Origin of the sequence: Pseudomonas lactucae, assembly GCF_016937615.1 — a bacterium.
Classification (GTDB): Bacteria; Pseudomonadota; Gammaproteobacteria; order Pseudomonadales; family Pseudomonadaceae; genus Aquipseudomonas; species Aquipseudomonas lactucae.
In genome coordinates this window covers 1-13,283 of the sequence record NZ_JAFHKI010000036.1, presented here as the reverse complement: position 1 = coordinate 13,283, position 13,283 = coordinate 1, and the positions used below count along the sequence as shown (strand labels likewise).

Genomic DNA, 13,283 nt, shown 5'->3' with positions numbered 1-13,283 from the left:
ATGATTCAGACATTGTGTTGATCAGCGCACCGCACTCACCCCATCCAATGTCGAAAACGATGTGTCCTTGGCCGTCAGCAAAAAGTCGCGCATGTACGGCGCATCCAGCATGTCCGCGCGAATCCCTGCATACAACGTCGCAAACAGCCCTTTCTCGCCCAGGCGCTTGGCCTTCACGTAGCCGCGCGAGCTGTATTCATGCAGCGCCCAATGCGGCATGCCGCATACGCCGCGACCGCTGGCCACCAGTTGCATCATCATCACTGTCAGTTCCGAGGTGCGCACTGCGCGGGTTCCACATCAGCCGGTTCCAGAAAGCGCGTGAAGATGTCCAGGCGGTCACGCTCCACCGGGTAGGTGATCAGGGTTTCGGTGAGCAGGTCCTCGGGCACGATATACGCCTTGTGCGCCAGTGCGTGCTGGTTGGCCACGGCCAGCATGGCTTCGTAGGTAAACAGCGGCACATAGGTGATGCCCGGCAGTTCCAGCGGGTCGGAGGTCACCACCAGGTCGAGGTCGCCTCGGGCCAGGGCCGGCAGCGGGGCGAAGGCAAAACCCGAAGCCAGGTCCAGTTCGACTTCGGGCCAGGCATCGCGGAACTGGTCGATGGTCGGCATTAACCATTGGAAGCAACTGTGGCACTCGATCGCCATGTGCAAACGCCCGGCGGTGCCGCCGGCCAGGCGCGCGATATCGCGCTCGGCTCCGCGCAGCAGCGGCAGGGTAGCGTCGGCCAGTTGCAGCAGGCGCAAACCGGCGCTGGTAAAGCGCAGCGGCTTGGTCTTGCGCACGAACAACGGCATGCCCAGGCGTTCTTCCAGTTCCTTGAACTGGTGGGACAGTGCCGATTGCGTCAGGTGCAGGCGCTCGGCGGCTTCCACCAGGCTGTCGGCTTCGCGCAGGGCGTGCAGGGTTTTGAGGTGGCGGATTTCGAGCACGGGCTCTCCATGAAGACAATTTGTGATGAGAACGGATAGCGTGAGTTTGTCTCATGTTGCCAAGCCTGTCGACCATGACCGCCGGGCACACTTCATCAAACTGTCATGGAACTGTGGCAGCGCGCTTGAACAAACTTCATCAGACTCGCGCTCTACTGGGGTTCTGCGTTTTGGTGTTTTTCATGCGTGTGTTGCTTTTGTTGGCCGCTCTTGTGTTCGGCCTGCCGTCTTTTGCGGCGTCTCGATGTGATGTCAATGTCCCGACCCAAACGGTCGACCTGGAAACGGTGAGCATCGCCTACCAGAGCATCGGCCGTGCGTCCGATCCGGCGTTGCTGCTGGTGATGGGCCTGGGCGGGCAGTTGATTCACTGGCCGGATGAGGTGGTGGTTGCCCTGTGCCAGCAAGGCTTTCGGGTGATTCGCTATGACAACCGCGACGTCGGCCTGTCCACCTGGCGCCAGGCCCCGGCCAATGCCAATCTCACCTTTGAAGTGCTGCGCTACAAGCTCGGCCTGCCGGTGGCGGCGCCCTACACCCTGACCGATATGGCCGATGACGCCTTGGGGTTGATGGATGCGCTGCAGATCCGGCAATTCCACGTGCTCGGTGCGAGCATGGGCGGCATGATCGCCCAGCACTTGGCGGCCATGGCGCCGCAGCGGGTGGAGAGCCTTACCCTGGTCATGACCAGCTCCGGCGCCGAAGGCCTGCCGGCACCAAGCGCGGCGCTGGTGCAGTTGCTGTCGCGACGCGGCGCGCCGAACCGTGAGGTGGCCCTGGAACAACAGGCCGATTTGCTCGCCGCACTCGGCAGCCCGACGGTAAAGGACGACCGCCAGGCGTTGCTGCATCAGGCGGCGCTGTCCTACGACCGCGCCTTCAACCCGGACGGTGTGAAGCGCCAGATCATGGCGATCCTCGCCGAGCCCAGCCGCGTGCCGCTGCTCAACCAACTGCGCGTGCCGACCCTGGTGGTGCACGGCACCGCCGACCCGCTGTTGCCGGTGATGCACGGCGTGCACCTGGCGGCGCATATCCAGGGCAGCCAGTTGAAGTTGATTCCCGGCATGGCCCATCGTTTCCAGGAAGCGTTCAAGGCACCATTGTTGATGGCGGTGTTGCCGTACCTGCAAGCCCATCGTGAAGATGCCGCGCACTGGGCTCAGATTGATCAAGTGGTGCCTGCGAAGCTGTTGTGAGGTGGTGTATGGTGCAACCTTTGCGGCACATTTTGCCTACGAGGTTGCCTATCATGAGTACTCCCCTGAAAATCGATTTCGTCAGCGACGTGTCCTGCCCCTGGTGCATCATCGGCCTGCGCGGCCTGACCGAAGCCCTCGACCAGTTGGGCGCCGAGGTGCAGGCGAGATTCATTTCCAGCCGTTCGAACTGAACCCGAACATGCCCGCCATCGGTCAAAACATCGTCGAACACATCACCGAAAAATACGGCTCCAGCGCCGAAGAATCCCAGGCCAACCGTGCGCGCATCCGTGACATGGGCGCCGCGCTGGGCTTTGCGTTCCGCACCGACGGCCAAAGCCGCATCTACAACACCTTCGACGCGCACCGCCTGCTGCATTGGGCCGGTTTGGAGGGCTTGCAGTACAACCTCAAGGAGGCGCTGTTCAAGGCCTACTTCAGCGATGGCCAGGACCCGTCCGACCACGCCACCCTGGCGATCATCGCCGAAAGCGTCGGCCTGGATATCCAGCGCGCCGCCGCGATCCTGGCCTCGGATGAATACACCGCCGACGTGCGCGAGCAGGAGCAGCTGTGGATCTCCCGTGGCGTGAGCTCGGTGCCGACCATTGTGTTCAACGACCAATATGCGGTGAGCGGTGGCCAGCCGGCTGAAGCGTTCGTGGGCGCGATTCGCCAGATCATCAACGAATCCCGATCCTGACGCTGTTCCAATGTGGGAGGGGGCAAGCCCCCTCCCACATTTGTTTCTCACAGACCTTGAGTTAAGCGCTGGCCCGTCCCTTGCATTGCCCCCCTAAAGCCTTAGGGGAACACTGCCTTGAATATTCTTGACCTCGATCACAGCCTCACGGCCCAAGCGCCGATTGCCCGGCGCTTGGCCAGTGGCCGTGCCACCCGCATCGACCTGCTGGACCTGGGCCCCAAGCTGCGCCTGTGGTCCACCGAAAAAACCTGGAAGCGCTTTGCCGAACGCTTGGCCAAACGGCCCAGGCCCACGGATGCGCGGCCGGACATCCTGTTTGTCGGCTCCGGCGATTATCACCACCTGACCCCGGCGTTTCTGGCCGACCTCAAGGAGCCCATCAGCCTGATCCACTTCGACAACCACCCCGACTGGGTGCGCTTTGCGCCCAAGCGTCACTGTGGCTCATGGGTCAACCGCGCGTTGAAGATGCCGGCGATCAAACGCATCGTCACCCTTGGCCCGTGCAGTGATGACTTGCACAACCCGCAACTGCGCGGCGGCAACCTCGGTGCCCTCAAGCGCGGGCAATTGCAGCTGTTTCCCTGGCAGCATCCGCCGTCGAAAGTGTGGGGCAGGGTCGGCGATGGCGCCGGTCATCAGCAGCAGGAAAACCACCTGCACTGGCGCAACCTGGCGCAGTTGGATTGGACGGCGTTTCTTGAGCAGATGATCACCAGCCTGCCCACCGAGGCGATCTGGATCACCATCGACAAAGACGTGCTGGCCAGCGAAGACGCGGCGACCAACTGGGACCAGGGCGGCATGCGTCTGAGCCACTTGCTGCAAGCCCTGCGCGCGTTGGCCGCGCACAAGCGCATCATTGGCATCGATGTGTGCGGCGAGTTCGCCACGCCGGCGTTCAGCAACGCGTTCAAACGCTGGGAGGCCAAGTCCGACCAGCCGCCGCCGGAGCGTTGGAGCCCTGAGGATCTGCAGCGCAATGCCGCGACCAATGAAGCCTTGATCGAGCTGTTTGAGGAGTTGTTCCCGTGAGCCTGACCGTGGTGTTGCTGGTGGCGTTTTCCATCGTCCTCGATGTAATCGGCCAGCTGTGTTTCAAGCTGGGTCTCGATCGTTTGCCGGAGCTGGAAGGCGGTTTTCGCCTGAATGCGTTCTGGGGCCAGGTGTTTAATGCGCCGTTGCTGTGGGCCGGGATCGGCGCCTATGTCATCGAATTTTTCGTCTGGCTCGAAGCCCTGTCCCGTGCGCCGTTGAGCCTGTTGTTTCCGGCGGCGGCGCTGGCCTATTGCGGGGTGGTACTGGTGGGCAAGGTGGTGCTGGGGGAAACCGTCAGCCGCCGGCGCTGGCTGGGTACGTTGGTGATCACCCTGGGGGTGATGTTGGTGGCCGTTGGCGGGAGTCAGGCATGAATTCGCAGACGTGGTTGCATGGGCGGTTCGGCACGGTTGTGCTGTGGGCTTTGCTGATCTGCACCGAGAGCGCCGGGCAGTTGTTCACCAAAGTCGCGGGCGATCAGTTGGGGCAGATGGACTTCAATTGGCAGTGGCTGGCCGAGGTGGCGCGTAACCCCGGGATCCTGGCGGCGATTGCCTGCTACATCGGGGCGTTTTTCGTGTGGATGCTGATCCTGCGACGCAGCAGTCTGTCACTGGCGTTTCCACTGAGTTCGCTGGTGTTTGTGGTGGTGTTGCTGGGGTCGTGGCTGGGGCTGGGTGAACATATCAGCCCGCTGCACTGGGTGGGAGTCGCGGTGATTATTGGCGGGATTGCGCTGTTGGCCGAAGGTGAAGAGAACTGAAAATATCGCTATGAAATGAGGACTAATGTGGGAGAGGCTTGCTCCCACATTTTTAGCCCGTGTGAGTTAGTCGAAGGTGTAGCTGATCGCCGTCTGCACCTGTCCCTGGTTCACCTCGCCAGTCTGCCGGACGATGCTGCTGCCCGCCGCCGAACCCACCAGGTGTACCCAGCTGGCGCTGGTCAGCAGTGACCAGTTGGGGGCCAGCGGAAACTGAAAACTCTGGCTCAACGTCACGTTCTGGAAACCGCCACTGGCGTTGTAGGCCTTGAAACCCGTAGCTGCCGCTTCGTTGGCATCCACGCCGAAAAACGTCTGGGTCTGGCGCGCGTCGGCGAAGTGCGCCACCAGGCCGCTGCTGCCGATGATCCCGCCGCCCAGCGGGTAGCCCAGCTCGCCACCGACCTTGCCCAGCGCGCCGCTCTGCGCGTGACCGCCGCCGACGGCCTGGCCCAGTTGCGCATAGACCCGCCAGAAGTCGGCCGGCGCGTATTGGATGAAACCCCCGACCTCGGCCATGTCCGACACATTGCGCAACCCTTGCAATGAGCCGTTGGAGGTGCGCCCCTGCAGGTAATTGATATACGGGCCGGCGGTCAGCCCGTGCCTGTTCAAGGCGCTCCAGGTCAGGCCGTCATCGGTGCCCAGGCTGACGTTGCCCCAGTCCAAGTCGAGATACGGCACCGGCCGGGTTTCATAGCGACTGCCGGTGGGGTCATGGGGTTGGTAGCTGACGCCTGCGCCGACGTCACCGGTGATGCCTTGAGCCTGGGCGGTGAGGCTCAATAAGCCGGCCAGCGCAGCGCATGTGATCCGCAACATGGTCACAGTTCCTTGAGTGAATACACGCGCATGAACGCGCAAACCAGCGCGCCTGTGCAAGCACTCATCTTGTTTGTAGCAAGCTACAAAAATTGTAGCTTTCACGACACAAATTCCCTGCGCACAGTGAACAAAGCCCCGGCCCCATTGGGTTATGGCCAATTGGCACAGTCCCTGCTCTACCCCTGGTGCAAGCGCAGACAGCGCACTCCATCTAGGTAACCGCAATGATCGACTGGCATATCGTGTGCGACTTCGACGGGACCATCACCCCCACCGACGTCATCGACAACGTCCTCCAACGCTTCGCCGGCCCCGAATGGGAAACCATCGAACAGCTATGGCTGGATGGACACATCGGTTCACGCGAATGCCTGAGCCGCCAATTGGCGCTGATCAAGGCCACGCCCGCCGAGTTGCTGGCGTATTTCGACAGCGTCGAGATCGACCCGGACTTCCCGGATTTCGTCGATCACGTGATCGGCTTGGGCGCATCCCTCGAAGTGGTCAGCGACGGCATCGAACAAGGCATCGCGCGGATTCTGTCGCGCAACTACGTGACCCTGCTGCCGATTCTCGCCAATCGCCTGCGGCAGGTTGACCAGAACAGCTGGCGCATCGACTTCCCCTATTCAAGCGATGCCTGCCGCGCGGCGTCGGGCAACTGCAAATGCAAGTCCACGCCGAGCAACAAGCGCGTGCTGGTGATCGGCGACGGCAAGTCCGACATGTGCGTGGCCTCCACCGCCGACTTCGTGTTCGCCAAGGGCAGCCTCGCCGAGTACTGCGTCGCCCACCAGATTCCCCATGCGTGCTTCGACTGCTTCGCCCAAGTGCCTGCGCTGCTCGCGCAGCTGCCGCAAAGCGTCGCCGCCAACGCCACCTCCTTTACGACTGAAAACCAGGAACTTTTCCATCATGTCTGATATCCGCATCGCCACCGCCGAAGACCAGGTCCTTCTGGATAAGGAAGCCAAGTACTGCTCCTACGGCGACACCGTCCATTACATCGAGCCGCCGCGTATTTTCAGCCGTTGCGAAGGCTCCTACGTGTGGGACACCGAAGACCAGGCCTACCTCGACCTGCAAATGTGGTACTCGGCGGTCAACTTCGGCTACGCCAACCCGCGCCTGAACAATGCGCTGAAACAGCAGATCGACACCCTGCCGCAAATCGCCAGCCAGTACCTGCACAAGGGCAAGATCGAGCTGTCGGAAATGATCGCGGTGGATGCCAAGAACAAGTTCGGCCTCGACGGTCGCGTGCACTTCAACGTCGGCGGTTCGCAGTCCATCGAAGACTCCTTGAAGGTGGTGCGCAACGCCACCAACGGCAAGAGCCTGATGTTCGCGTTCGAAGGCGGCTACCACGGGCGCACCCTCGGCGCCTCGTCGATCACCTCCAGCTACCGCTACCGTCGTCGCTACGGTCACTTCGGTGAGCGTGCGCAATTCATCCCGTTCCCGTACCACTTCCGTGGCCCCAAGGGCATGACCAAAGAAGAATACGGCAGCCATTGCGTGCAGCAATTCGCCCGCCTGTTCGAGACCGAATACAACGGCGTGTGGGACCCGAAAGTCGGCCAGAGTGAATACGCCGCGTTCTACGTCGAGCCAATCCAGGGCACCGGCGGCTACGTGATCCCGCCGATGAACTTCTACCGTGAACTCAAGCAGGTATTGGATCAGCACGGCATCCTGATGGTGTCCGATGAAATCCAGATGGGCTTCTACCGCACCGGCAAGCTCTGGTCGATTGAGCACTTCGACGTGCAGCCGGATGTGATCGTGTTCGGCAAGGCGCTGACCAACGGCCTCAACCCGACTGGGCGGTATCTGGGCCCGTGAAGAGTTGATCAACCCTAAGATCTTCCCGCCGGGTTCCACCCACTCTACCTTCGCTTCCAACCCGTTGGGCACCGCGGTGGGCCTGGAAATGTTCAAGATGACCAACGAAGTCGACTACGGCGCGATGGTCATGGCCAAGGGTAAATTCTTCCTCGAAGGCCTGCGGGACCTGCAAAAACGCTTCCCGATCATCGGCGACGTCGACGGCCTGGGCCTGGCCCTGCGCTGCGAAATCTGCGGACCGGATGGTTTCACGCCGGATAAGGCGACCCTGGACTACATGGTCGAAGAAGGCATGAAGGGCGACATGGTGGTCGATGGCCGCAAACTCGGTCTGATCCTCGACGTGGGCGGTTACTACAAGAACGTGATCACCCTGGCGCCGTCCCTGGAAATCAGCTACCCGGAAATCGAGCTGGGCCTGAAGCTGCTGGAACAATTGCTGGTGCGGGCAACCAACCGGTGAACAGTGCAGAGATCGACCTCGGTGAAGGTGATGCCGGCTTCGTTCTCGGTGAGGGTCCGGTCGGGATCCTGTTGATCCACGGCCTGACCGGCACCCCGACCGAACTGCGCCAGGTCGCCAAAGGCCTGGCCAAGGTGGGCAATTGCACGGTGTATGTGCCTACCCTGGCCGGGCACTGCGGTGACAACAGCGACCTGCAGGCCACCGGTTGGCTGGACTGGTACGAAGGCGTGCGCAAGACCTTCGTGCAGATCAAGCGGCGGCACGCGCAGGTGTTTGTCGGTGGCTTGTCCATGGGCGCGGTGATGTCGATGTACCTGGCCTCCGAGCATCCGGGCCAGGTCGCCGGCTTGCTGATGTATTCCACCACCTTGAAGTACGACGGTTGGAGCATCAGCAAAATGGCGTTTATCACGCCGTTGCTGATCCGCATTCCTTTCGGCGTGCGCTTGTTTCGCTTCACCGAGAAGCCGCCGTACGGCATCAAGAATGAACGGCTGCGGGCGATCGTCGAGCGGCAGATGAAGGAGGGCGAGAGCAGCGAAGCGGGGTTGTTGACCATGGAAGGCGTCACCGTGCGCGAGTTGCACTGGATGAACGCGGTGGTCAAGAAACGCATGCCCCGGATCAAGGTCCCGGCGCTGGTGCTGCACTCCATCGAGGACGACATCACCAGCCGCTGGAACGCCGATTACGTGGAGCGCCACCTCGGCGGGCCGGTGACCAAGATCCTGCTGGACAACTGCTACCACATGATCACCGTCGACCTGCAATACCGGCGGGTGATCGAGTTGAGTGCCGACTTCATCAGCCGGCAAGTTTCCTGTGGTGAGCAGTGCTGTTGTGGTGAGCAGGACAAGCCCGCTCACAACAAACTTCCTTTTCACCACAACAACTCCAACTGGAAGTAGACGTGATCACCACCCAAGCCTTCGCCACCATCCGGGCCCTCCAGCGCAGTGCCTGGAACGATTGTTTTCCGGGTGCCCTGGAGGACTGGGACTATTACGTCGCCGTGGAAAACGCCGCCATCGATGATTTCCAATGGCGCTACCTGGCGGTTTACGAAGATGGAACCCTGGTGACGGTCGCGCCCGCGTTCATCACCCATTACCGCCTCGACACCACGGTGTCCGGTGCCGGCAAGCGCTTGACCGAACGCCTGGAGCGGCTGTGGCCCGGCGTCTTGCAGTTGGGGCTGTACGCCATCGGGTCGCCGGTGGCCGAGCGCTGTGATGCCGGATTTGCCAGCCACGTGCCCGAGTCGCGCCGCCCGCTGTTGCTCAAGCATGTGCTGCAAGCCGCGCGCCACGACGCCGATGATTTCGGCATCGGCCTGTTGGCGGTCAAGGACGCACCGAGCAACGATCCGCACTGGGTTGACAGTTGCCGTGCCGCCGGTTTCCAGACGATGCCGAGTTTGCCCACAGGCGTATTGCCGTTGCCCTACGGTTCGGTGGACGCCTACCTCGGCTCGCTGGGTAAATCCACGCGCAAGGACCTGCGCCGCAAACTGCGCGCGCCCGGCCCACGGGTGGAATGGCGGCGCAATATCGACGACGTGCTGCCTGAGGTCATGCGCCTGTACGAAGCCACGCTGACCCGTGCCGAATTGCAGTTCGAGCGACTGCCCGCCAGCTACTTTACCGGTGTGCTCGAACGCCTGGAGTCGCGTGCGGTGTGTGCGCTTTACTGGGTGGACGAGCACTTGGTGGCGTTCAACTTGATGCTGGTCGACGAACAGCGGCTGGTGGACAAGTTTTTCGGGCATGACGTGGCGTTTAGCCGTGACTACAACCTGTACTTCCGCAGTTGGCTGACCAACGTCGAGTACTGTATCCGGCACAATATTGCGTTATACGAGTGCGGCCAGGCCGGGTATGCCAGTAAGCTGCGCCTGGGCTGCGAGTTCCAGGGCAACAGCGTGTTCTTCCGGCATCGCAACCGGCTGGTCAACGGCCTGCTCAAGTTGGTAAAACTGTTCATTCGACCGGATCGTTCCGACCCTGCCATGGCTGCTGCGATAAGCGAAACCTGATGATCACCAAGACCCGCCAGAAAGCCCGCCCCTTTGCCATTTCGCGCTGGAGCGTCCAGCGCAAGCTGGTGCTGGCGTTCTGGTTGGTGAGTGTGATTCCCACCATGATTGCGGCGGAGCTGGCCGCTACCACGCTGTCGCAGATTTTCGACAGTAACGTGCGCATCTGGCTGCAGGAGTCGACCAAGATCGTCAAGGACGAGATCGGCGACATCCTTCACGACAACGCGCGCATGGCCAAGCTGTTCCTGCGTTACATCAGCCCGCCGGACAACAAGCAAGCCGCCCGACACGACCGGCTGACGGCCGACATTGCCGATGCCACGGACATCGACGTGGTGGCGCTGATCCGCGCCAGTGATCGAAAAGTGGTGTTCACCACCGCCGCCGATGACATCGTGCAGCAGATCAGCCTGGCCAAGAATACGGTGCTGCAAACAGTCAAGGTGGGCGGGGCCACCACCGGTATCGTGGTCTCCACTTTCGAGACCAGCCGTGACGGTGTCGACTACCTGCTGCTGGTCGGTACCTACCTGGACAGCAGTTTCCTGACCAGCGTGGCCGATGTGCATTCCCTCGACCTGCGCCTGTACCTGGCCAACCCGGACGGGTTCTCGGAAATCTTCTCGACCCAGCGCTTCGAGGATCACCCCTCGCGCATCCCCAAGACGGTCGAAACCGCCATGCGCGCCACTCGCCAGCCCAGCGAGCAGTTCACCAATAACTACAGCGGCTTGTACTGGCCGATCTTCAACGATGCCGGCGACTTGCAAGGCGTGATCTTCAGCGGTCTGCTGCGCCATAGCAGCCTGATGGGGCTCGTCAACCAGAGCAACCTGTTCGTGTTGATTTTCCTGGTCAGCTCGGCGCTGTCGCTGGCGGCGGGGCTGCTGGTGTCGCGGCGCCTGACCCGGCCGCTGCGGGATTTGTCCGAAGGCGTGGGGGCGGTGATCTCGGGCAATTACACGCACCGCGTGGCGGTCAGCGGCGGCGATGAGCTGGCGCAGTTGAGCAGCACCTTCAACCATATGACCGAGCGCCTGGGCGAGTTGCATCACCTCGAGGCCCAGCTGCGCCGACGTGACCGCCTGCACGCGTTGGGTGAAGTCGCCATGGGCCTGGCCCACGAGATCCGCAACCCGCTGGGCATCATCAAGACTGCCACCCAGTTGTTGCACCGCCGCGCCGACCTGCCGGACACCGACAAGCGCCACTTGGAATACGTGATCAGCGAAGTCAGCCGCATCAACGACCTGATCACCGAGTTCCTTGATTTCGCCAAGCCCAACCCGCCGCTGCGCGCGTTGCAGCCGGCGCGCCCATTGGTGGAGGAGATCCTCGGCTTCTGCGCGCCGGAACTGGCGACACATAACATCGATGCGCAGATCGACGACCAGGCGCCGGGCGCGACGATCTACGCGGACGCCAAGCAGCTCAAGCAGGCGTGCCTCAACCTGATTCTCAATGCCATCGATGCGATGCCCGACGGCGGGCGGCTGACCGTGGGGATTCGCACGGCGGACGACAACACGGTTATCAGCATTGCCGACTCCGGCCAAGGCATCGCGGCCGACATGATCGAGCGCATCTTTACGCCTTTCGTCACCACCAAGGCCTCGGGCACCGGGCTGGGCCTGGCCAAAGTCTATTCGATCATGGAAAGTCACGACGGCAGCATCGAATGCGCCAGCGAGAAAGATGCCGGCGCCACCTTCAGCCTGTACATTCCAGCGATGGGCGAAGACGACGAGGACACTCATGACGCATAACATTCTGGTAGTCGACGACGAACCCAAGCTGTGCGACCTGCTGGCATCGGCCCTGGGCCAGAACGGCATCCAGGTGTTTATCGCCGGCAACGGCCTGCACGCGCTCAAGGTGCTGGAACAGGAAGCCATCGACCTGGTGATCAGTGACTGGCGCATGCCGGGCATGGACGGGCCGGCGCTGCTGGCCGAGATCAAGGTGCGCTACCCCCATGTGCCGGTGATCGTGATGACCGCCTACAGCACCGTGAAGAACGCCGTGCAGTCGATGCGCAACGGCGCCTATGACTACATTGCCAAGCCGTTCGATATCGACGAACTGGACATCACCGTGGCCAAGGCCCTGCAGTTTCGCGACATCCTGCGCGACAACGCACGTCTGCGCGCCGAGCTGGATGAGCATGCGCAGTTCGACAGCCTGGTGGGCGACAGCGCGGCGTTTCGCAAGGTACTGCACGCGGTGGACTCGGTACGCGACAGCAGCGCTACTATCCTGCTCACCGGCGAAAGCGGCACCGGCAAGGAGATGGTTGCCCGTGCCATCCACAAGCATGGCAGCCGTGCCGACCAGCCCTTCGTGGCGGTCAACTGCGCGGCCATCCCCGAAGGGCTGCTGGAAAGCGAGATGTTCGGCCATCGCAAGGGCGCGTTTACCGGCGCCGTGGCCGACCGGGTCGGGCGCTTTATGCAGGCCGACAAGGGCACGCTGTTTCTCGATGAAGTCGGTGACATGCCGTTGGCGTTGCAGGCCAAGATCTGCGTGCCTTGCAGGAGCGGGTGATCGAGCCGGTGGGCGACCCGCGAGAACGCAAGGTGGATGTACGGGTGATTGCCGCCACCAATAAAAACCTGCTCGACGCCGTGGCCAACAAGGAGTTTCGCGAAGACCTGTATTACCGCCTCAACGTGTTCCCGATCCCGTTGCCGCCCTTGCGCGAGCGCGTGGAAGACATTGCGCCACTGGCGCGCCACTTCGCCCAGACGCTCAGCGCCACCGCCGGCAAACGCATCACCGGTTTCAGCCCTGAGGCGTTGCAGGCCATGGCAGCGTATCACTGGCCGGGCAATATCCGCGAACTGCAAAACTGCGTGGAGCGCGCAACCATTGTGGCGGCGTCACCGGTGATCGAAGATATCGACTTGCCGGGTTACCTGTTTGCGTCCAAGCCGAGCGGGGAGGGCGGGGTCGCGGCGATCCTCAGCGACGGACCGGGCATTCCCCAGGACCTGGATGCGGCGCTGGCGGAGGTGGAGAAGGCCTATATCCTGGCGGCCTTGCACGAGAGCAATGGTGTGCAGGCCGCGGCGGCGGCGAAGATCGGGATATCGGAGAGGAGCTTCTGGTATCGCTTGAAAAAGCTCGGTATCCAGGTGGACAAAATAGTTCGCTGACACACTGTGATTTAAATGTGGGAGGGGCTTGCCCCGATAGCGGTGTGTCAGTCAGCTCATCTTTAACTGACCCACTGCAATCGGGGGCAAGCCCCCTCCCACATTTTTGACCGAGTCGGGTCAGGTATGGATGCGTACCCAGATACTCACCAGGATCGTCGCCGCCATCAGCCATGCTACCGCTGCTACGGCTAAAGAGGCCTCCAACCGCATCCGATCCACCATCACGTACAACGTCGCCAGGTACACAAAGTACGGAATGATCGACCACATCCCGAACAGGATGGTGGTCTTCAAATCG

At 62.0% G+C, this 13,283-nt stretch carries 10 protein-coding genes and 4 pseudogenes; 11 read left to right on the top strand and 3 right to left on the bottom strand.

All coding sequences use genetic code 11. The annotated features are described in order from the left end of the window. Positions 1-21 precede the first annotated feature (21 nt). Positions 22-938: pseudogene (metR, locus tag JWR98_RS07690) on the bottom strand (transcriptional regulator MetR). A 182-nt stretch (positions 939-1,120) separates the two neighbouring features. Here metR and JWR98_RS07685 point away from each other — a divergent pair. The 5 genes and pseudogenes from JWR98_RS07685 to JWR98_RS07665 all read left to right on the top strand — a co-directional run bounded on the left by JWR98_RS07685 (position 1,121) and on the right by JWR98_RS07665 (position 4,650). Next, positions 1,121-2,140, top strand: coding sequence for an alpha/beta fold hydrolase (locus JWR98_RS07685; protein WP_205489648.1), 1,020 nt, complete (start codon positions 1,121-1,123; stop codon positions 2,138-2,140). A 53-nt stretch (positions 2,141-2,193) separates the two neighbouring features. After that, positions 2,194-2,846 (top strand): annotated as a pseudogene (locus JWR98_RS07680) (DsbA family oxidoreductase). A gap of 117 nt (positions 2,847-2,963) precedes the next feature. Further along, the gene (locus tag JWR98_RS07675) at positions 2,964-3,884 is read left to right on the top strand and encodes an arginase family protein (RefSeq protein WP_078731769.1); all 921 of its coding nucleotides are present in this window, start codon (positions 2,964-2,966) and stop codon (positions 3,882-3,884) included. Further along, positions 3,881-4,261 carry a DMT family transporter gene (locus JWR98_RS07670; protein ID WP_078731770.1) on the top strand — a complete coding sequence of 127 codons (381 nt, stop codon included), beginning with the start codon at positions 3,881-3,883 and terminating at the stop codon, positions 4,259-4,261. The genes JWR98_RS07675 and JWR98_RS07670 overlap by 4 nt, the downstream gene beginning before the upstream one ends. Then, positions 4,258-4,650 (top strand): DMT family transporter, encoded by a 393-nt coding sequence (locus JWR98_RS07665; RefSeq protein ID WP_078731771.1) that lies wholly within the window; start codon positions 4,258-4,260, stop codon positions 4,648-4,650. The genes JWR98_RS07670 and JWR98_RS07665 overlap by 4 nt, the downstream gene beginning before the upstream one ends. Before the next feature lie 66 nt (positions 4,651-4,716). Here the strand turns inward: JWR98_RS07665 and JWR98_RS07660 are convergent, their stop codons facing one another. Then, entirely contained in the window at positions 4,717-5,472 is a 756-nt protein-coding gene (locus JWR98_RS07660) for a MipA/OmpV family protein (protein WP_078731772.1), read from the bottom strand. 227 nt (positions 5,473-5,699) lie between these two features. Between JWR98_RS07660 and JWR98_RS07655 the strand changes: the two genes are divergently transcribed. The 6 genes and pseudogenes from JWR98_RS07655 (at position 5,700) to JWR98_RS07630 (ending at position 12,982) form a co-directional block, all read left to right on the top strand. Beyond that, positions 5,700-6,398, top strand: a complete 699-nt coding sequence (locus tag JWR98_RS07655) for an HAD-IB family phosphatase (RefSeq protein WP_205489644.1) — start codon at positions 5,700-5,702, stop codon at positions 6,396-6,398. Continuing rightward, positions 6,391-7,786 (top strand): annotated as a pseudogene (locus JWR98_RS07650) (aspartate aminotransferase family protein). Before JWR98_RS07655 ends, JWR98_RS07650 begins: the two are co-directional and overlap by 8 nt. Next, positions 7,783-8,697 (top strand): alpha/beta hydrolase, encoded by a 915-nt coding sequence (locus JWR98_RS07645; RefSeq protein ID WP_078731775.1) that lies wholly within the window; start codon positions 7,783-7,785, stop codon positions 8,695-8,697. The pseudogene JWR98_RS07650 and the gene JWR98_RS07645 overlap by 4 nt, the downstream one beginning before the upstream one ends. A gap of 2 nt (positions 8,698-8,699) precedes the next feature. After that, positions 8,700-9,824: a GNAT family N-acetyltransferase gene (locus JWR98_RS07640; protein WP_078731776.1), complete on the top strand. Its 1,125-nt coding sequence runs from the start codon at positions 8,700-8,702 to the stop codon at positions 9,822-9,824. Beyond that, a complete protein-coding gene (locus JWR98_RS07635; protein ID WP_078731777.1) occupies positions 9,824-11,593 on the top strand; it encodes a sensor histidine kinase in 1,770 nt (589 codons plus the stop codon). The genes JWR98_RS07640 and JWR98_RS07635 overlap by 1 nt, the downstream gene beginning before the upstream one ends. Further along, positions 11,583-12,982 (top strand): annotated as a pseudogene (locus JWR98_RS07630) (sigma-54-dependent transcriptional regulator). Before JWR98_RS07635 ends, JWR98_RS07630 begins: the two are co-directional and overlap by 11 nt. Before the next feature lie 120 nt (positions 12,983-13,102). On the opposite strand, the gene JWR98_RS07625 reads toward JWR98_RS07630, so the two are convergent. Further along, positions 13,103-13,283, bottom strand: a 181-nt coding sequence (locus JWR98_RS07625; RefSeq protein WP_205489642.1) for a GlpM family protein, incomplete at its 5' end; no start/stop codon positions are given.